18 protein-coding genes are annotated in these 19403 nt (G+C 67.0%); 6 read left to right on the top strand and 12 right to left on the bottom strand.

Annotation, left to right across the window (positions count from 1 at the left end; translation table 11 throughout):
* The first annotated feature begins 7 nt into the window (after positions 1–7).
* Together AC4GY7_RS04495 and AC4GY7_RS04490 are read left to right on the top strand one after the other, a co-directional pair.
* Positions 8–193, top strand: a complete 186-nt coding sequence (locus tag AC4GY7_RS04495; protein ID WP_443584999.1) for a hypothetical protein — start codon at positions 8–10, stop codon at positions 191–193.
* 185 nt (positions 194–378) lie between these two features.
* On the top strand, positions 379–1254 hold the full coding sequence (locus tag AC4GY7_RS04490; protein ID WP_491112198.1) for an FRG domain-containing protein: 876 nt from the start codon (positions 379–381) through the stop codon (positions 1252–1254).
* Positions 1255–1304: 50 nt separating this feature from the next.
* On the opposite strand, the gene AC4GY7_RS04485 is transcribed toward AC4GY7_RS04490, so the two are convergent.
* From AC4GY7_RS04485 to queF, 3 genes are all read right to left on the bottom strand, one after another.
* Entirely contained in the window at positions 1305–2585 is a 1281-nt protein-coding gene (locus AC4GY7_RS04485; RefSeq protein ID WP_491112197.1) for a glycoside hydrolase family 130 protein, read from the bottom strand.
* A gap of 51 nt (positions 2586–2636) precedes the next feature.
* Positions 2637–4910, bottom strand: coding sequence for a glycosyltransferase family 4 protein (locus tag AC4GY7_RS04480; RefSeq protein ID WP_491112196.1), 2274 nt, complete (start codon positions 4908–4910; stop codon positions 2637–2639).
* A gap of 124 nt (positions 4911–5034) precedes the next feature.
* A complete protein-coding gene (gene queF / locus AC4GY7_RS04475) occupies positions 5035–5481 on the bottom strand; it encodes a preQ(1) synthase (RefSeq protein WP_491112195.1) in 447 nt (148 codons plus the stop codon).
* Positions 5482–5510: 29 nt separating this feature from the next.
* Here queF and AC4GY7_RS04470 point away from each other — a divergent pair, with 29 nt between their 5' ends.
* The 3 genes from AC4GY7_RS04470 to metC all read left to right on the top strand — a co-directional run bounded on the left by AC4GY7_RS04470 (position 5511) and on the right by metC (position 9170).
* Complete coding sequence (locus tag AC4GY7_RS04470; protein ID WP_491112194.1) at positions 5511–7055, top strand: cryptochrome/photolyase family protein; 1545 nt, start codon at positions 5511–5513, stop codon at positions 7053–7055.
* Positions 7056–7117: 62 nt separating this feature from the next.
* On the top strand, positions 7118–7981 hold the full coding sequence (gene sseA, locus AC4GY7_RS04465) for a 3-mercaptopyruvate sulfurtransferase (RefSeq protein WP_491112193.1): 864 nt from the start codon (positions 7118–7120) through the stop codon (positions 7979–7981).
* Positions 7971–9170, top strand: coding sequence for a cystathionine beta-lyase (gene metC, locus AC4GY7_RS04460; protein WP_491112192.1), 1200 nt, complete (start codon positions 7971–7973; stop codon positions 9168–9170). Before sseA ends, metC begins: the two co-directional genes overlap by 11 nt.
* A 131-nt stretch (positions 9171–9301) precedes the next feature.
* Here the strand turns inward: metC and AC4GY7_RS04455 are convergent, their stop codons facing one another.
* The 7 genes from AC4GY7_RS04455 to AC4GY7_RS04425 all read right to left on the bottom strand — a co-directional run bounded on the left by AC4GY7_RS04455 (position 9302) and on the right by AC4GY7_RS04425 (position 16590).
* Entirely contained in the window at positions 9302–9715 is a 414-nt protein-coding gene (locus AC4GY7_RS04455; protein ID WP_443584991.1) for a DUF3035 domain-containing protein, read from the bottom strand.
* The gene (lspA, locus tag AC4GY7_RS04450; RefSeq protein WP_443584990.1) at positions 9708–10217 is read right to left on the bottom strand and encodes a signal peptidase II; all 510 of its coding nucleotides are present in this window, start codon (positions 10215–10217) and stop codon (positions 9708–9710) included. The genes AC4GY7_RS04455 and lspA overlap by 8 nt, the downstream gene beginning before the upstream one ends.
* Positions 10210–13026, bottom strand: coding sequence for an isoleucine--tRNA ligase (gene ileS, locus AC4GY7_RS04445; protein WP_491112191.1), 2817 nt, complete (start codon positions 13024–13026; stop codon positions 10210–10212). The genes lspA and ileS overlap by 8 nt, the downstream gene beginning before the upstream one ends.
* A gap of 33 nt (positions 13027–13059) precedes the next feature.
* On the bottom strand, positions 13060–13989 hold the full coding sequence (locus tag AC4GY7_RS04440; RefSeq protein WP_491112190.1) for a bifunctional riboflavin kinase/FAD synthetase: 930 nt from the start codon (positions 13987–13989) through the stop codon (positions 13060–13062).
* Positions 13990–14000: 11 nt separating this feature from the next.
* A complete protein-coding gene (locus tag AC4GY7_RS04435; RefSeq protein ID WP_491112189.1) occupies positions 14001–15191 on the bottom strand; it encodes a dipeptidase in 1191 nt (396 codons plus the stop codon).
* A gap of 146 nt (positions 15192–15337) precedes the next feature.
* Positions 15338–15799 (bottom strand): dihydrofolate reductase, encoded by a 462-nt coding sequence (locus AC4GY7_RS04430; protein ID WP_491112188.1) that lies wholly within the window; start codon positions 15797–15799, stop codon positions 15338–15340.
* The gene (locus tag AC4GY7_RS04425; RefSeq protein WP_491112187.1) at positions 15796–16590 is read right to left on the bottom strand and encodes a thymidylate synthase; all 795 of its coding nucleotides are present in this window, start codon (positions 16588–16590) and stop codon (positions 15796–15798) included. Before AC4GY7_RS04425 ends, AC4GY7_RS04430 begins: the two co-directional genes overlap by 4 nt.
* A 99-nt stretch (positions 16591–16689) precedes the next feature.
* On the opposite strand from AC4GY7_RS04425, the gene AC4GY7_RS04420 reads away from it, so the two are divergent.
* Positions 16690–17079, top strand: coding sequence for a JAB domain-containing protein (locus tag AC4GY7_RS04420; RefSeq protein WP_491112186.1), 390 nt, complete (start codon positions 16690–16692; stop codon positions 17077–17079).
* Positions 17080–17091: 12 nt separating this feature from the next.
* On the opposite strand, the gene AC4GY7_RS04415 is transcribed toward AC4GY7_RS04420, so the two are convergent.
* Together AC4GY7_RS04415 and AC4GY7_RS04410 are read right to left on the bottom strand one after the other, a co-directional pair.
* A complete protein-coding gene (locus AC4GY7_RS04415; protein ID WP_491112185.1) occupies positions 17092–17805 on the bottom strand; it encodes a DsbA family protein in 714 nt (237 codons plus the stop codon).
* Entirely contained in the window at positions 17802–19154 is a 1353-nt protein-coding gene (locus tag AC4GY7_RS04410) for a M48 family metalloprotease (protein ID WP_491112184.1), read from the bottom strand. The genes AC4GY7_RS04415 and AC4GY7_RS04410 overlap by 4 nt, the downstream gene beginning before the upstream one ends.
* Positions 19155–19403: the final 249 nt, after the last annotated feature.

The following is a 19403-nucleotide window of genomic DNA, read 5'->3' as shown; positions in this document are numbered from 1 at the left end:
TTCCCTCGTGACAGCGTCCGCACCACACCAGCACGACCGGCTGGCCGCCGTCAGCAACGCCCTCAGGGCGAGCCTCTCGGTGCCCACCGATACCTTCATCACCGAAGACATTCCCCTGCTGCTGACCCGTTTGTCGCAGATCCCGCCAGTATCAGCCAAGGACACGACGTCGCCGCCGCAGATACGGAATTGACCGCATCACGTCGAAGCACATGACGAGACGCCCATCGGGTTTGAGTTACGCGACACGCGGCCATTGGCCGACAAAGGGATACTGCCGGTTCGGATGATCCGGTAACGCTTTGGCAACGGCGCCATCGATACGCAGGCGGCAGATGACGGACGTCATCTATCCCGATCTCGAATCGAAAGATCATCGTGACCATCATTGCGGCGCATCCTACCACCCTCGTCGACTTCATCCGCCAAGTGTCCGACTATGCGGCAAGCGAACCCTTGTTCAATTGCTATCGTGGACAGCGGGATGCTTCCTGGGCCAATATTCCCGGATTGTTCCGGCCGGATCGTAGCCGATTGGAGGAGCATGAGAACCGGGCGACGCGCGACCTCATCAGCGTGCATCCGACCGAATTCGCAAATGACGCGACGATGTTCGACCGGCTGGTGCGCATGCAGCATTTCGGACTGCCGACGCGGTTGATGGATGTGTCGCGCAATCCACTGGTCGCGCTCTTCTTCGCGACCCATCCGGGGGCAGAAGACCATCTCACCGATGGCGTCGTCACTGCCTTTGCCATTCCTGCCGATCGCGAGAAATATTACGACAGCGATTCCGTCAGCTGCGTGGCGAACCTCGCCAACCTCACCAAAGCCGAAAAGCAGGAGATCATCGATCTTCGCGCCGTCCGCGTTCCCGGCACGCATCGGAACGACGAGATCGCGCGGGTCAACCAAGAGCGTGTCTACCATCGGCTGCAGCAGTTCGTGCGCGTCGAGAAGCCGCATTTCGAACCTGCGATCCATCCGATCGACCTGTTCAAGCCATTCTACGTCCACCCCAAGATGAGCAACCGCCGCATCCTGTCACAGGCCGGCGGCTTCATTATCCATGGGCTGATCCCGCCGAGTGACATCAAGTTCGGATGGACGATCAAGGAAACCCGCTTCGTCATCCCCGCCGACTGCAAGGAACCGCTCCGTCAGGCCCTGGACTTGCTCGGCATCAACGAGAGCACGTTGTTCCCCGAAATCGACAAAGCGGCGCAACGGATCGAGGCACGGTATTCCAATTGAGCGACGCGCCGGGGGATCATCAGCGATCCACCCGCCGCTCGGTCTTTCGATCACACCATCGCGGCCAGCAGGTCCCTGATCCTGACGAACGCGAAGCCGACCGAACTGTCCGCGATGCCATAGGGCAGGAACAACGTGTCGCCGTGGCGGATCGCGCCGCAGCTGTAGACGACGTTGGGCACATAGCCTTCGCGGTCTTGGTCCTTGGCGGCCAGGATCGGTTCGCGCGTGCGGCCGATCACCCTGGAGGGATCGTCCTTGTCGAGCAGCGCGGCGCCGATCGAATATTTGCGCATCGCGCCGACGCCGTGGGTCAGCAGCAGCCAGCCTTCCTCCAGCTCGATGGGCGGGCCGCAATTGCCGATCTGCACCAATTCCCACGGGAAGACCGGGGTGAGGATCTTCTCGCCCTCGTCCCAATGCTCGAGGCTGTCCGATTTCAGCAGGAACAGGTTTTCGCCGTCCTGCCGGCCGATCATCATATACTGCCCGGCGACCTTGCGCGGGAACAGCGCCATGCCCTTGTTGCGGGCGGCGGGACCGGACATCGGCACGAGGTCGAAGGCGCGGAAGTCGCGGGTGCGCATCAGCTCCGACTGGATCACCGAGCCGTTATAGGCGGTATAGGTGCCGATCCATTCGTAGCTGCCGTCGTCATGGCGGAAGTGGACGATGCGCAGATCCTCCAGCCCCTTGGACTGGGCCTGGGTGATCGGGAAGATGACGGTACCCGACAGCGTCGAATCGCGATGCCGCCACACGGTGACCGGCCCTTCCGGGATCTCCTCGCCCTCGCCGATCACGTCGGTCGCGGTGGCGAAGGGCGGCTCGGGCGCGAGCTTCAACTCGTTGCCCTGCGTGATGATGCCTTCGCGGAAAGCGACGGACGAGATGTGCCCCTCACCCACCGATCGCAGGCTCATCAGGATGCGCATCGATCCTTCGGGCATGCCGGTCTGGTCGAAATGCGGCACCGCGCTGGGGTTCATCAGCGCCGCGGCGGCATAGCTGTATTCGTGGCAGAAATAGGCGCCGATCAGCTGCCGCTTCTCATCGCCGATATCGCGCCCGTCAAGGCCGAGCAGTTCCTCGATCTCTTCGTAGCGGGTCATGAAGACGCGGCGCGTCTGCCAGTGCCGCGCCTCGAAATCCTTGAGCACGATCTCCAGCTGGTCGCGCGCCTCTACGGCGGACATCTCCAGCACTTCGCCCACCAGGCGTTCGGTGCGATTGGGTGCGCCGCCCTTACCGCCCCACGCGATGTGGAACGGCCGGACGACGACGCGGGACGGATCGGCATGAAGCCGCAAGCGGTGGTTGAACAGGTCCATCGCGGTTGAAGCCTCGTCGGTCGGTCGTCTACGAGGCCGTCGCTGCTGCAATCAGGCGACGGCGCGCGATGTCCCTGCCACGCCTTGGGCAGACTTTGAAAGCCCCGAAATCGCACATGAGGCGAGTTGCAGCGCCAAAATCGACTCGGCGCCCTGATTGCGGTTGAGGCCGGTCGGCATCAGGCCGTCGAAACAGCCGCCATCGGCCGGGCTGGCGAGCGGCAGGTCGAGATCGTTCTGGCCGAGATACCAGGCATAGGCGCGCTCCGCCTCCGCCACCCAGCGTGCCTCGCCCGTCGCGTGATAGGCGGCGATGCAGGCATCGACGGTCGCCTGCGCCTCCAACGGCTGCTGGTCGAACTGCAGGGGCTCGGCATAGGGACGGTGGAAGCTTTCGGTGCCGACCGCGCGGAACCGCCCCTCAGGCGAAGTCTGCTTGGCGACGATCCAGTCGAGCGTCTGGAGGCCGCAATCGATCAGGTCCTTGCGCCCCAGCGCGCTGCCGGCGACGATCAGCGCCTGCGGCAGGCGCGCGTTGTCATAGGCGAGCACGATCTCGAACCACTGCCATTCCGGGCGCCGCGCCTCGGCGAGCAGCGCCAGCTGGTCGTCGGGGAACCGCTCCAGGATCGAACGCGCAAGGTCGTGGCCGGGCGAGGCCTGCAACATGGCAGCCGCACCGAGCATCGCGAAGGATTGCGCGCGCAGCGAGCCGAGGTCCAGCGCCATGCTGGCGGTGGCGTCGAACATCGCGCGTGCCCAGTCGCGGTGCTTGGGGTCCTTGCCGTCACGCGCGGTGACGCCGAGCGCCCAGATCGCGCGGCCGTTCGAATCCTCCGACCCCACGTCTTCGCACCACGTCCGGTCGAAGTTCATGAAGTTGCGGAAACGCCGCGCATCCGGGTTCCAGGCATATTGCATGAACGAGGCGTAGATGGTCGTCCACTTGTCCCGCTCGACGGGATCGAGATCGTCCATCGCACTCATCAGCATCAGCGCACGAGCATTGTCGTCGATGCAATAGCCGTGACGACGATCGGGCACCGAATAGATCGAATGCTGGAGCATGCCGGTGGCATCGCTCATCCGCTCGACTGCGGCAAAATTGGGTTTCAATGCGCGAACCGCCTGTTGATTCTGGGTAATCCGCCTGGGGCGGGCGGCCACGGCGACCTCGGTTTCATGGAGCGCCGCCTCGGCGAGGCGCGGCCAGATCATCGTGCGGCCGCGGTCATAGGCCCGCTGTGCCAGCCGCGAACGATCACGCGCGCTCGACAGCAGCCGGTCGATCTCACGACTGAACGCGGCGACATCGCGGAAATCGACGAGCACGCCATGGCCATCGGCCAGGATCTCGGTCGCATGCACATAGGGGGTGGAGATGACTGCCTTGCCGACGCCGACCGCGTAAGACAGCGTGCCCGACGTGATCTGCGCCGGGTTGAGATACGGCGTCGCATAGATATCCGCCGCCTGGAGATAGTCGAGCAGCTCGTCATGCTCGACGAACCCGTCGATGAAGGCGACGTTGCCGCCGACGCCCAGCGTCTCGGCCAGCGCCTTCAACCGGTCGCGATATGCCTCGCCCTCGTGCGCGACGAGATTGGGATGGGTCGCGCCCAGCACGACGTAGAGCATATCCGGATGGCGATCGACGACGGCGGGCAGCGCCTCGATGATCGTCTCGATCCCCTTGCCGGGAGCGAGCAGGCCGAAGGTCAGCACGACGTCGCGCCCCTGCCAGCCGAAGCGCGGCTTCAGCGTCTCGGGATCGACGAAGGGACGGTCGGGGACGCCGTGCGGGATCATCGCGATCTGGCGCGGATTGGCGCCATAGACGCGGCGCAGGATATCGCGACCGCGTTCGGCCATCACCACCACCTTGGCGGCGCGGCGCAGCAGCCCTTCGAGCACGCGGCGCTCGTCGGCGTTCGGCTTTTCGAGCACGGTGTGGAGCGTCACGATCACCGGCAGCGTGGTGCGATCGAGCAGCGCCAGCAGGTGTTCGCCCGCCGGCCCTCCGTAGATGCCATATTCGTGCTGCACCCAGATCGCCTGCGCGCCGCTCGCCTCGATCGCGCGGGCCGTCGACAGGTATCCCGCCAGTTCGTGCTGGGGGATGCTGCCGGTCACCGCGGGTGGATAGGCATAGCGGCCGGGATGATCGTCCATCGCATAGACGTCGACCTGCACATCCGGAAAGCGATCGCGCATCGCCTGCCATACGTCGGTCGTGAACGTCGCGAGGCCGCACTGGCGCGGCAGGAAGTTACCGATCATCGCGAGATGTTCGATGCTACCGCCGTTTACCGCCGTCGTACCCATGCCGTTGTCCTTCGCTGGTGCAACATTGCGGCAGGGCCACAATCTTACCAGCGGATGAACAGCCCATCGGACAAAAGGTTGCATTGATGTTGCACCGCAACCGGCGCGATCGGGCTGATCTGGATCAACCGCGGCCGCGGTATGGTGCAACGCCCTGATCGGGCAACCACAGGTCCGCGGGCGGTATGCCCGATTGCCAGAAGACGTCGATCGGAATGCCGCCGCGGGGATACCAATAGCCACCGATGCGCAGCCAGCGCGGCTTCATCTCGTCGAACAGGCGCTGGCCGATGCCGACCGTACAATCCTCGTGGAAGGCGGCATGGTTGCGGAACGCGCCGAGGAACAGCTTCAGCGACTTCGATTCGACGATCGTCTCGCCCGGCACATAGTCGAGGACGAGGTGCGCGAAATCGGGCTGGCCGGTGACGGGGCAGAGCGAGGTGAATTCCGGCACCGCGAAGCGCACCAGATAGGTGGTGCCGATGCGGGGGTTGGGAACATAATCGAGCACCGCCTCTTCGGGAGAGGCGGGCAGCTGGCTGGTCTGGCCGAGGTGCTTGGGGGTCATGCCCGGCCATGTAGGACGTCGCACACCGGATGAAAACGCTCGTTCCCGTTCTGGGCGATCAGCTCAGCCTGTCGCTGTCGTCGCTGCGCGATGCCGATCCCGCCGAAACGATGGTGCTGATGATGGAGGTCGCCGAGGAGACGACCTATGTCCGCCATCACAAGCAGAAGATCGCCTATATCCTGTCGGCGATGCGCCATCATGCCGAGGCGCTGGCGCAGGCCGGCTGGAGCGTGGACTATGTCCGGCTCGACGATCCCGACAACAGCGGCAGCTTCACCGGAGAGATCGCCCGCGCCGTGCAGCGCCATGCGCCGGGTCGCATCGTCGTCACCGAAGCAGGCGAATGGCGCGTCGCGGCGATGCTGGAGGGCTGGGAAACGCTGTTCGGCATCCCCGTCGATATCCGCGCCGACGACCGCTTCCTTGCCAGCCATGCCGAGTTCGAAGCCTGGGCCGATGGCCGCAAGCAGCTGACGATGGAGTATTTCTATCGCGAGATGCGGCGCAAGACCGGCCTGCTGATGGACGGCGCCAAGCCGGTCGGCGATCGCTGGAACTTCGACAAGGAAAACCGAAAACCGGCGAAGAACGACCTGTTCATGCCGCGCCCGCATGCCTTCCCACCCGATGCCACGACGCTTGAGGTGCTGGCGCTGGTCGCGACCCGCTTCGCCGATCATCCCGGCAGCCTCGACGGGTTCGCCTATGCGGTCACCGCCGCGGATGCGGAGAAACAGGCGGCGTATTTCCTCGCCAAGGCGCTGCCGCAGTTCGGCGATTACGAAGATGCGATGCTAACCGGCGAACGCTTCCTGTGGCATTCGATCCTGTCGCCGTACATCAATTCGGGGCTGCTCGATCCGGTCGACCTGTGCCGGCGGGCGGAGGCGGAATATCGTGCCGGCCGCGCGCCGCTCAATTCCGTCGAAGGCTATATCCGCCAGATCATCGGCTGGCGCGAATATATGCGCGGCATCTATTGGCGCGAAGGGCCGGACTATGTGACCCGCAACTTCCTGCGCCACGACCGCAAGCTACCCGGCTGGTACTGGACCGGCGATACCGACATGCATTGCCTGAAGGAATCGATCGGCCAGACGCTCGCCACCGCGCATGCGCACCACATCCAGCGGCTGATGGTAACCGGGAACTTCGCCTTGCTGATCGGCGCCGACCCCGCCGAGGTGCACCGCTGGTATCTGGAGGTGTACGTCGATGCCTATGAATGGGTGGAATTGCCCAACACATTGGGCATGAGCCAGTTCGGCGACGGGGGGTTGCTGGGATCGAAGCCGTACGTGTCCTCCGGCGCCTATATCGACCGCATGAGCGATTATTGCAGCCATTGCCGATACGACGTGAAGCAGCGCATCGGCGAGAATGCCTGCCCGTTCAACGCGCTCTATTGGGACTTCCTCGCTCGCCACGAGAGCAAGCTGGGCGACAACATGCGGTTGCGCATGCCATATCGTACGTGGTCGCGTCAAACCGCGCAATCTCGCAAGCAAACGCGGGCGCAAGCCGCAACTTTCTTGCGGGGGCTCGACAGCGTAGCAAAAGATGGCTATTGAGGCTTCGGGCACTCCTCCCCAGTCGTAGCCCGGCTAACACGTGTAAACGTATGGAGAGAGTGATGGACGCGTTGGTGACGACCGAATGGCTGGCCGAACAACACGGCGCAAGCGATCTCAGGATCGTCGATGCCACCTATTTCGCCAATTTTCCCGGTGAGGCACCGCGCGATGCCGCCGCCGAATATGAGGCGGCGCATATCCCCGGCGCGGTGTTCATGAACCTTGGCGACTTGCGCGACACGGACAGCGACCTGCCGATGATGCTGCCGAGCGCGGAAAAGTTCGCCAGCCGCATGCAGAGCCTGGGCCTGGGCGACGGCAGCCGCATCGTCCTCTACGACAATTCGCCGCACCATACCGCCGCGCGGGCATGGTGGATGCTGCGGACTTTCGGCGCGCACGATGTCGCGATCCTCGACGGTGGCCTCGCCAAATGGCAGGCGGAGGGGCGCGAGACGGTGAGCGGCAAGGAAAGCCTGCGCCACCGCCACTTCACGGTGTGGGCGGATACCAAGAATGTCCGCACGCTTGACCAGATGAAGGCGAACGTCGACAGCAAGGCCGAACAGGTGGTCGATGCCCGTTCGAAGGCGCGCTTCGACGGCGAAGAGCCCGATCCACGTCCGGCGACGCATGCCGGCCATATTCCGGGGTCGCGCAACCTGCCGCAGGGCGCGCTGTTCAACGCCGACGGCACGTGGAAGACGGGCGATGCGCTGCGCCGCGCCTTTGCAGATGCGGGCGTCGACCTCGACCGGCCGATGGTCGCCACCTGCGGGTCGGGGATCACCGCCGCGGTGCTCGCCTTCGGCGCGCATCTGGTCGGCAAGGCGATGCCGATCTATGACGGCAGCTGGTCGGAATGGGGAGCGGATCGCTCGACGCCCAAGGCCATGGGAGCGCGCGAAACCGTTGACGCATGACACCAAGCCCGACCGGCCGCTGGCCGACGCCACCCGCGTCGTCCAGGCCGGTCGCCGCCCCGAATGGACCGGCGGGATCGTCAACCCGCCGGTCTGGCGCGCCTCGACGATCCTCTACGACAGCATCGCCGACCTGCGTGCCAACGCCCGCCCCGACACGCACCACCGCCTCTATTACGGACGCCGCGGCACGCCGACGCAGTGGAGCCTCGCCGACGCGCTGACCAGCCTGGAGCCGGGGGCCGAGGCGACCTTCCTCTATCCCTCCGGCGTCGCGGCGATCGCGGCGGCGCTGCTCTCCGTCCTGTCGCCGGGCGACGAACTGCTGCTGGTCGACAGCGCCTACGACCCGACGCGGGGGCAGGCAATGCAGCTGTTGAAGCGGTTCGGCATCACCACGCGCTTCTACGATCCGCTGATCGGCGCCGGCATCGCCGACCTGATCGGGCCGGCGACCAAGGCGATCTTCCTCGAAAGCCCCGGCAGCCTCACCTTCGAGGTGCAGGACGTGCCCGCCATCGTCGCGGTCGCCAAGGCGCATGGGCTGACGACGCTGCTCGACAATACCTGGGCGACGCCGCTGTTCTTTCCGGCGATCGAGAAGGGCATCGACCTCACCATCCTTGCCGCGACCAAATATGTCGTCGGCCATTCGGACGTGATGCTGGGATCGGTCACCGCCGCGCCGGGCCATTTCGCGCCCTTGCGCGACGTGAGCTTCCAGCTCGGGCAGGTCGCCTCGCCCGACGACAGCTGGCTGGGCAGCCGCGGCCTCAGGACCATGGCGATCCGGCTGGACCAGCACCAGCGCAGCGCGCTCGCCATCGCACGCTGGTTGCAGGATCGGCCGGAGGTGGCGCAGGTGCTGCATCCAGCACTCCCCTCCTGCCCCGGCCACGAACATTGGGCGCGCGATTTCAAGGGGTCGAGCGGGCTCTTCTCCTTCGTCCTGAACGGCGGCGGCGAGGCGGCGCGGGCGGCACTGATCGACGCGCTCGACCTGTTCGGCATCGGCTATAGCTGGGGCGGGTTCGAAAGCCTCGCCATCCCCGCCGATCCGGCGCGGATCAGAACGGCGACGAAGCGCGACTATGCCGGGCCGATGGTGCGATTGCAGATCGGGCTGGAGGACACCGGCGACCTGATCGCCGATCTGGAGCAGGGGCTGGCGGCGTTCCGCGCCGCCTGATTCCTCCCCCGCCAGGGGGAGGTGGCCGCCGCAGGCGGTCGGAGGGGGAGGTCAGCGACAAACGTCGTGCTTGTGGCGACGCCCCCTCCACCACGGCCCCCCTCCCCCGGCTGTGCCGAGGGAGGACTTTATTACTTCGTCGCCGAAGCCTTGGCGTCCTGCCCATCGCTCTCCGGCGCGGCGACGATGTCGCGGGTGGTGGCGCCCTTGTCGACGACATTGGTGTCGGGATCGCCGACCGCGGAGCGGATGCCGGCATCGGCGTTGTCGCCGCCGGCCTGGTTGAGCACGCCGTTCTCCGCCGCCGAACGCTGCGTGTTGCTGCCGAACAGCGCGTCGAGCGTCTGCGCGGTGGTGGCATTGTCCTGCGGGCGGGCGGCGCCGGGCTGCGGCGGCACCAGCGCGTAATCGGGCGGGATCACCAGCGGCGCCTGGCGCGCGACGGCGAATTCATCGGGGCGCGCCCGGTCGAACCCACGCTTGCCGCAACCGGAGAGCAGGACGACGCAGGCGAGGCCGGCGAGAATCGGAACTGACTTACGCATGGGGATTCTCCGTGGGAACGTCGCGCTTGTCGCGCATCAGGAGCGCGCGGACAAGCAGCACCAGCACGCCGAGGGTGATCGCCGCATCGGCGACGTTGAAGACGAGGAACGGGCGCCAGTCGCCGAAATGCAGGTCGGCGAAATCGACCACATAGCCGAAGCGCACGCGGTCGACGATGTTGCCGAGCGCGCCGCCCAGGATCGCGCCCAGCGCGATACGGTCGGCGCGGTTGCTCTCCCGCGTCATCCATACCGCAACCGCCACCGCGATGGCACCGGTCATCGCCACCAATGCCCAGCGCATGGTATTGCTGTCGGCGTGGAGCAGCCCCAGCGAGATGCCGTGGTTGGCGACGAAGCGCAGGTTGAAGAACGGCGTGATCGTCCGCTCGGCGGTCAGTTCGTTCAGTTGCAGCACGTCGGTGACCGCGAACTTGGACAATTGATCGGCGAGGAAGAGCAAGGCGGCAGTAGCCAGCCCCGCGACGGGAAGCTTACGCATGGCCCACCACGCCTTCACCCACCACGCCTTCACCCACCACGCCTTCACATCGCGCGCACAGGTCGCCGTCGACACTCACCTCGGGCAGATGCCGCCAGCAGCGGCCGCATTTGCGATAGTCGGTGCGGGTCACCGCCACCTCCTCGCCCTTGGCCACGCGCGCGACGATGAACGTCTCGGCCAGCGCATCGGCGGACAGCGGCATCGCCGGCACGCTCACCTCCGCCTCCAGGCTGGAGCGCACCGTCTTGGCGCGGCGCAGCGGCTCGATCGCCTCGGTCACGCTCGCACGCAGGCGGCGCACGTCGGCCCAGTCGGTGCCGACCGGATCGTCGCCGGGCAGCGCGGGCAGGTCCGGCCATTCGAGGAAGTGCACCGACCCGTCCTCGCTCGGGAAGCGCGCCTGCCACACCTCTTCCGCGGTGAAGCAGAGGATCGGTGCGGCATAGCGGACGAGCGCGTGGAACAGCACGTCGAGCACGGTGCGATAGGCGCGCCGCTTGGGATCGTCCGCGGCATCGCAATAGAGCGAATCCTTGCGGATATCGAAGAAGAAGGCCGACAGGTCCTCGTTGGCGAAATCGGTCAGGCGGCGCAGGTAGCGGTTGAGTTCATAGGCGTCCGCCGCCTCGCGCAGGTCGACGTCGAGCTGGCCGAGCAGCGTCAGCACATAGCGTTCGAGTTCGGGCATCGCCTCCACCTCGACCCGCTCCGCATCGGTGAAGCCGTCGAGCGCGCCGAGCAGGTAGCGGAAGGTGTTGCGGAGCTTGCGATAGCCGTCGCTGGCGGTGCCGAGCACCTCCTTGCCGATGCGCACATCGTCGAAATAGTCGGTGGAGGCGACCCACATCCTGAGGATGTCGGCGCCGCTTTCGCCGATCACCTTCAACGGATCGACGACGTTGCCGAGGCTCTTCGACATCTTACGGCCCTGGCCGTCGAGCGCGAAGCCGTGGGTCAGCACCGCGTCATAGGGCGCGCGGCCGCGCGTGCCGCAGCTTTCGAGCAAGGACGACTGGAACCAGCCGCGATGCTGGTCGCTGCCTTCGAGATACAGGTTGGCACGCACGTCCTCGCCGTACCGCGCCTCGACGGTGAAGACGTGGGTCGAGCCGCTGTCGAACCACACGTCGAGGATGTCGTTCTGCGGCTCGTAGTCGGCGAGCGCGTGATCGGCGCCGAGCAGCGCCTGATGATCGGCGGTGAACCAGGCATCCGCCCCGCCCTGGCGAAAGGCGTCGACGATGCGCGCGTTGACCGCGGGATCGCTCAGATATTCGCCCGTCTCGCGATGCACGTAGAGCGCGATCGGCACGCCCCAGGCGCGCTGGCGGCTGATGACCCAGTCGGGTCGCCCCTCCACCATCGAGCGGATGCGGTTGCGGCTGCGCTCCGGCACCCAGCGGGTGTGCTCGATCGCGTCCAATGCCGTCTCGCGCAGCGTCGCGCCGTTCGACTGGCCTTCGCCCTCGGGCAGGATCGGTCGGTCCATCGGGATGAACCATTGCGGCGTCGCGCGGAAGATCACCTTCGCCTTCGACCGCCAGGAATGGGGATAGCTGTGCGCGAAATCGTCCGATGCCGACAGCAATGCGCCGACACCCCGCAGATCGGTGCAGATCGGCCCGTCGGCGGCGGTGAACTTCTTGTTGATGACGCTGCCCTGCCCGCCGAGCCAGCCCCAGTCGGCGCGGTAGAAACCGGCGCCATCGACCGCGAACACCGGTTCGAGGCCGTGCGCCTTGCACAGCAGGAAGTCGTCCTCGCCGTGGTCGGGCGCCATGTGGACGAGGCCGGTGCCGGCATCGCGGGTGACGAACTCGCCGGGGAGGAACGGACGCGGCCGGGCGAAGAAGCCGCCAAGGCCATGCATCGGGTGACGCGCGGTCGCGCCCTCCAGTGCGGCGCCCTTCACCAGCGCGACGAATTCCTCCATCTTGAGGCCGGTCCGCCTGGTGAAGGCTGGGAGCAGATTCTCCTCGACCAGGAAGCGCCGGCCACCGCTCGCGAACAGCACGTAATCGAGCGCCGGATTGTAGGCGAGCGCCTGGTTGACCGGGATCGTCCAGGGCGTCGTCGTCCAGATCACCGCAGTCGCGCCGACCAGAATCTCCGCCTCCGGCGCGGTCGCGACCTCGAAGCCGACGTCGATCTGGGTCGAGACGATGTCCTCATACTCAACCTCCGCCTCGGCGAGCGCGGTCTTCTCGACCGGTGACCACATCACCGGCTTGGCGCCGCGATAGAGCTGGCCGGACTCGGCGAACTTGAGCAATTCGCCGACGATCGTCGCCTCGGCGTCGTAGTTCATCGTCAGGTAGGGATCGGCCCAGTCGCCCATCACGCCCAGCCGCTGGAACTGTTCGCGCTGCACGCCGACCCAGCGATCGGCATAGGCGCGGCATTCGGCGCGGAACTGCGCGACCGGCACCTCGTCCTTGTTCTGCTTCTTGGCGCGATAGGCCTCCTCGACCTTCCATTCGATCGGCAGGCCGTGGCAGTCCCAGCCGGGGACGTAGGGCGCATCCTTGCCGATCAGCGACTGGGTGCGGACGATGATGTCCTTCAGCACCTTGTTCATCGCATGGCCCATGTGGATGTCGCCATTGGCATACGGCGGCCCATCATGGAGGATGAAGAGCTCGCGCCCGCGCCGCTGCTCGCGCAACCGGTCGTAGATGCCGATCCGCGCCCAGCGCTCCAGAATCGCCGGCTCCTTGGCGGCAAGGCCCGCCTTCATCGGGAAGTCGGTCTTCGGCAGGAAGACGGTGTCGCGCCAGTCCTTGGCGGTATCGGAAGCGTCGGTCATAGGTCGGGCGGGCTTAGCGTGCATGCGTGTCGCTTACAACGCACCCAGCACGTCCCTCGCGCGGTCACAATCGAGGGCCATCTGCGCCGTCAGCGCATCGAGGCTGTCGAACTTCGCCTCGGGCCGCAGATAGTCGATCAGCGCCACCTCGAGCGGCTGGCCGTACAGGTCGCCCGTGAAGTCGAAGAAATAGGGTTCGAGCAATTCCTTGGGCGGATCGAACGTGGGGCGGATGCCGAGGTTTGCCGCACCGTGCAGCATGCGGCCATCCGCCAGCCGCCCGGTGACGGCATAGATGCCGTAGGCGGGGCGCAGATATTGGCCCATGTCGAGATTGGCGGTGGGATAGCCGATCGTACGGCCCAGCTTGTCGCCATGCTGAACGACGCCCTGCACCGCGAACGGGCGGGTGAGCAGCCGCGCCGCGGTGCGCGGGTCGCCGCGGCGCAGCGCATCGCGGATGCGGGTGGAGGACACCGGCTCGCCATCCAGCGTCACCGGCGCCACCGTTTCGGCAGTAAAGCCGTGCGCCGCGCCACGCGCCGCGAGCAGGCGGACGTCGCCGCTCTTGCCGTGGCCGAAGGTGAAATCCTCGCCGGTCACCACGCCGGCGGCTGACAGGTTGGCGTGCAGCCGCTCGGCGATGAACCGCTCCGCCGACAGCCGGGCAAGGTCGCCGTCGAACTGGAAGACGACCATCGCATCCACGCCGGCGGCGGCGAACAGCGCCGCCCGCTGATCGAGCGTGGTCAGCCGGAACGGCGCGGCATCGGGGCGGAAATGCCGGACGGGATGCGGATCGAAGGTCGCGACCAGCGCCGGCCGCCCCGCGGCACGCGCACGCGCCACCGCATGCCCGACCACCGCTTGGTGCCCGAGGTGGAATCCATCGAAATTGCCGAGCGCGACGATCCCGCCGGCGAGATCGCGCGGCACCGCCGAGCCGCCGTCCAGCCGCTCCATCGCCCTGCGCCTTAGGGCTGGCGCAGCGCCGGAGCAACAGCGGGCTGGAGCCCGGCGCGCAGCACCCGCAGCACGTTGCCGCCCATCACCTTGGCGACGTCCGCATCGGAAAAGCCCCGGTCGAGCAGCGCCTGGGTGATCCCCGCCAGCTGGCTGGTATCGAAACCGGTGGTCACCGCGCCATCGAAGTCGGAGCCCAGGCCGACATGGTCGATGCCGGCGACATCGCGGACATGCGCGATCGCGCGGGCCACTGCCGCCGGCGTGGTCGAGCAGATCGCGGCATCCCAATAACCGATGCCGATCACCCCGCCGGTGCGCCCGATGCCGCGGATCTCGCCATCGGTCAGGTTGCGGTTGACCCGGCACGTCGCCTGCACGCCGCCGTGGCTGGAGACGACCGGGCGACGCGCGACGCGCAGGACATCGGCAACGGCGGCGTGGCTGGCATGCGCCACGTCGACGATCATGCCCTTGGCCTCCATCCGCGCGATCACCTGCCGCCCGAGCGGGGTCAGGCCGCCCTTGGCGAGGCCGTGCATCGATCCGGCCACATCTGTGTCGAAGAAATGGGCCATGCCCGCCATGCGGAAACCGGCGGCGTAGAGCCGGTCGAGATTGCCGATATCGCCTTCGAGATCCTGCAACCCCTCGACCGACAGCATCGCACCGACCGGCCGCGCCGGGCGACGCGCGCGGTCGGCAAGCAGGCGGTCGAGGTCGCCGGCACTGGCGACGACACGCAAGCGGCCGGACGAATCGGCAGCAGCGCGGTGCAGCTTCTCGGCATGCCAGAGCGAACGCTGGAGCAGCGAGGTCCAGGTCCCCGGCGGTTGCAGCTGGGCGATGGTCAGCAACGTGATATTGTCGGTGTCGCCACCGTTGGCGTCGTAATTCTGGTGCTTGGGCGTCTTGGTGACCGAAGAGAAGACCTGGAGCGCGACGTTGCCCGTCTCCAGCCGCGGCAGGTCGACCTGGCCACGCGTGCCGGCGGCGAGCAGGTCGCGCCGCCACAGCAGGGTGTCGGCGTGCATGTCGGCGATGGCGAGGCGGCGGTGCAGCGCCGCGGCGCGCGGGGTGACCCGGATGGACACCGGCACGACGCGGTTCATCGATCGCTCGACGAGGATCGGGGCGATGCCGAAGAAGCCGATGCCGGCGAGGACGAGCGCCGCGGTGAGGATCAGGAGCCAGCGCCGCACCTTCATGCCTCCCCCGCCAGGGGGAGGTGGCAGCGCGCCAGCGCTGACGGAGGGGGAGGTAAGCGATGTCCTTCGCAACGATGCTCCACCCTGTCCTCCCCTCCGTCACGGCTTCGCCGCGCCACCTCCCCTCGCAGGGGAGGAATTTAGATCCTCACCAACGTCACGAAACTATACGCCGGCCGCTCTCCCTCTGCGGGATGATCCTCCCGCGTGATCTCGCGATAGCCGGTGAAGGGCGGGACGATCGCGTCGCCCTGATAGTCGCCATGCACCTCGGTCAGCTCGATCCGGTCGGCCCTGAACAGCGCGAACACCTCCGCGCCGCCGATCACCGCAACGTCGTCTCCCGCCAGCGCCAGCGCCTGTTCGGGGGTGTGCGCCACCTCCGCACCCGCCGCCGACCAGCCGGCATCGCGGGTCAGCACGATGTGGCGGCGGCCCGGCAGCGGCGCGGGAAAGCTGTCGAAGGTCTTGCGGCCCATCACCATCGGCCGGCCCATCGTCTGCGCCTTGAAGCGCTTGAGATCGGCGGGCAGCCGCCACGGCAGCTGCCCATCCCGGCCGATGACGCCATTGGCGGCGCGGGCGAGATGGAAGCTGATCATATCGCCACGGCGGCCTTGATATGCGGCTGCGCCTCGTAATCGTGGAGGACGAAATCCTCATATTCATAGGCGTCGATCGCCGGCGGTTGGCGGAGGATCTCCAGTCGCGGCAGCGGCCCCGGCTGGCGCATCAGCTGCATCCGCGCCTGGTCGAGATGGTTGCTGTAGAGGTGGCAATCGCCGCCGGTCCAGACGAACTCGCCGACCTCCAGCCCGCATTGCTGCGCCAGCATGTGGGTCAGCAGCGCATAGCTGGCGATGTTGAACGGCACGCCCAGGAAGATATCGGCCGACCGCTGGTAGAGTTGCAGCGACAGCCGGCCGTTCGCGACATGCGTCTGGAACAGGCAATGGCATGGCGCCAGCGCCATCGCGTGGAGGTCGCCGGGGTTCCAGGCGGACACGATCTGGCGGCGCGAGGCGGGCTGCGTGCGGATCTGTTCGATCAGTTCCTTGATCTGGTCGATATGGCGCCCGTCGGCGGTTTCCCAGTCCCGCCACTGCTTGCCGTAGACGGGGCCGAGGTCGCCGCCCTCGTCCGCCCATTCGTCCCAGATGCTCACCCGCCGGTCCTGCAACCAGCCCACATTGGTGTCGCCGCGCAGGAACCACAGCAATTCGATGATGATCGAGCGCAGATGCAGCTTCTTGGTGGTGAGCACCGGAAAGCCCTGAGCAAGATCGAATCGCATCTGCGCGCCGAAAACGGACAGCGTGCCGGTGCCGGTACGGTCCATCTGCTCGGCACCGCTGGTCAGCACGCGGTCCATGAGGTCGAGATATTGACGCATCCGTGACGGCCTAGCCGCTCGCATGCGCCGCGCCAAGCGTCGCTCCGAAACGGCGGCGATCGTGCGTGCCCCCGGTCCTGCGGCCGGCGACAACGGGACGTGACCGCATCCCCCGCCCTTCCCCGCATCACCGGCCCGCGCGAGGCGGCGGCGATGTTCGCCGATCTGGCGCACGATGGAGTGGAGCGGGCACGCGTGCTCTATCTCGATCCGGAATGGAGCTATCTCGGCCGCTCCGATTTCGCCGGCAGCGCCACCGCGGTCGCACCGCCGCTGCGCACGATCATCGGCGAGGCGTTGCGGCTGGACGCGGCGGCGCTGGTGCTGGGGCATGGCCACCCGAGCGGTTTGCCCGAACCCAGCGCCGCCGACCTTGCCTATACCCGCGCGCTGACCCGCGTCGCGGAGGCGGTCGGACTGACGCTGGTCGACCATCTGATCGTCGCGGGCGACGGGTTCGTCAGCCTGCGCGATACAGGCTGGATGTGAGGAACGCGCGCCCTACCCCGCCCGCGCCGCCGTGATCGCGCTTTCTATCTCCTCGATCGGCAGCGCGCCCGACAGCACGCGATCGCCGACCACCCAGCTGGGCGTGCCGTTCATCCCCAGCTTCGCCGCGACCGCCATGTTCTTGGCGATCTCGGCATCGAGCTTGGCAACGTCGATCGTGGCGAGCGAGACGCCGGCCTTCGCGGCGGCGGCGGCGATCGATGCCTCGCTTACCGGCCCGCCGGCATAAAGCGCATCGTGGAACGCCTGGAATTTGCCTTGCTGCGCCGCCGCCAGACTGGCGCGGGCGGCGATGCGGCTTTCATCCGATAGGATCGGCAGGTCGCGATAGACGATGCGCAGCTTGGGATCGCGTTTCAGCAGGTCGGCGATCAGCGGCAGCGACGCACGACAATAGCCGCAATTGTAATCGAAATATTCGACCAGCGTGACGTCGCCCTTGGGATTGCCCGCCCAGGCGCTGCCGAACGGCGTTTCGATCGCCTGCCGATTGGCCGCTACCGCCTGCCCGGACTGCTGCTCCTGCAGGCGCTGCATCGCCTGCGGCAGGATTTCGGGATGGGCGAGCATATAGTCGTGGACCACCCGCTCGATCCTGACGCGATCGGCGCCAGCGGGTGCGGCGAAGCGGTCGTAGCTCCAGACGGCGCCGGCGCCGATCACGGCGCCCAGCGCCGCGATCAGCGGCAGGGTGAGGCGGCTCACCGTTTCTTGTACTTCTTGGGATTGTCTTCCATGTCGTTCTGCGCGGCCATGACGATATCCTGTGCGCGGATCCAGTCCGGCGTGTTGGCGGGAATGTTGGCGAGCGCATAGCGGGCGCTCTGTGCCGCCGTACGCTGGTCGCCCTGCATGCTCGCGCGTTCGGCGGTGGCGAGCGCGGCGCGTGCGGTATCGCCGGTCAGTTCATAGGCGGTGCCGAGCTGATACCAGGCGAAGGGATTGTCGTCGTCGCGCCCGGTGGCGACGCGCAGCACGCGGATCGCCTCGGGATAATTGGCCTTGTCCTCCGTCGCGATCAGCGCGTGGCCGAAGGTGGTGGCGATCAGCGGATTGTTGCGCGATCCCTCGGTCGCGGCACGCAGGGGGCCAAGCGCATCCGTCGGCCGCCCGGCTTCCAGCAGGATCTGGCCGCGGATTTCCTGGAAATAGGGATCGTCCGGCTTCGCCTTGATGAGCGCCAGCGATTCGGCATCCGCCTTGGCCGGATAGCCCGCCTTGTGGAAGGCGTAGGCGCGCGCATAATGGCCGTAGAGGCTGGTGTCGGTTTCCGGATAATCCTTCAGCGTGCGCTCCGGGCTCATCACATAACCCTCCAGCTTCGCCTTCACCCGGCGGAAACGCTCCTCCAGTGCCGGGTCGGACGGCTTGTTCCACGCCGGCGATTCCTGCAGCACCGCGGACAGGTGCTGGATGCGCTCGCCCGACAGCGGGTGCGTCTGCATGAACGGATCGATATTCTCGACGCCGTAGCGATATTCCTGCTGCTGCAACACGCGAAAGAAGCTCAGCATCCCCTTGCCGGTGATGCCGGCGGTGTTGAGGAAGCGCGCGCCCGCCGCGTCGGCGGAGGATTCCTGGGTGCGGCTGAACGCCAGATACTTGCCCATGCCGGCGGATTGGCCGAGCGCCATCAGCCCCGCCCCCGCCTCGCCCGCCCCCGCCGCCACGGCGGCAAGCCCCAGCACCATCGACAGCAGGGTGATGTTCATCGCCGGCTTGATGCCCGCATCGGCCAGCACGACGTGACCGTCGGCGACGTGGCCCAGTTCGTGCGCGATGACGCCCTGCACCTGGTTGGCGTTCGCCGCCGCCTGGAGCAGCCCCGAATGGACGTACACCGTCTGCCCGCCGGCGACGAAGGCGTTGATCGAATCGTCGTTGATCAGCACGACCTTGACGTCGCGCGGCGACAGCCCCGCCGCCTTCACCAGCGGCACCGACATGTCGGAGAACATCGCCTCCGTTTCCGCATCGCGCAGGATCGACTGCGCCTGCGCCGGCTGCGCGGCGAGCAGGATCGAGGCGGCGGCAACGACGAGGAGGCGCTTCATGGCAGGCACCGGGGGATCATAGGGGCGGGACGGGAGAAGGTCACGGGCAAACGAGCGCACATGCGCCCGGCGGTAGGGCGCGGCGGGTGAACGGCGATTGAACCCGCAATTCCTCCCCGGCACGGGGAGGGGGACCAGCGGAGCTGGTGGAGGGGGCTTTCCACGAGCGAGTCCCGTGCCGAAGCCCGCCTCCGTCGCCGCTGCGCGGCGCCACCTCCCCGTGCCGGGGAGGATTTTGCCGGTCGCGAT

The organism is Sphingomonas sp. SP5 (assembly GCF_058313455.1).
This window is presented reverse-complemented; position numbering and strand designations above follow the sequence as displayed.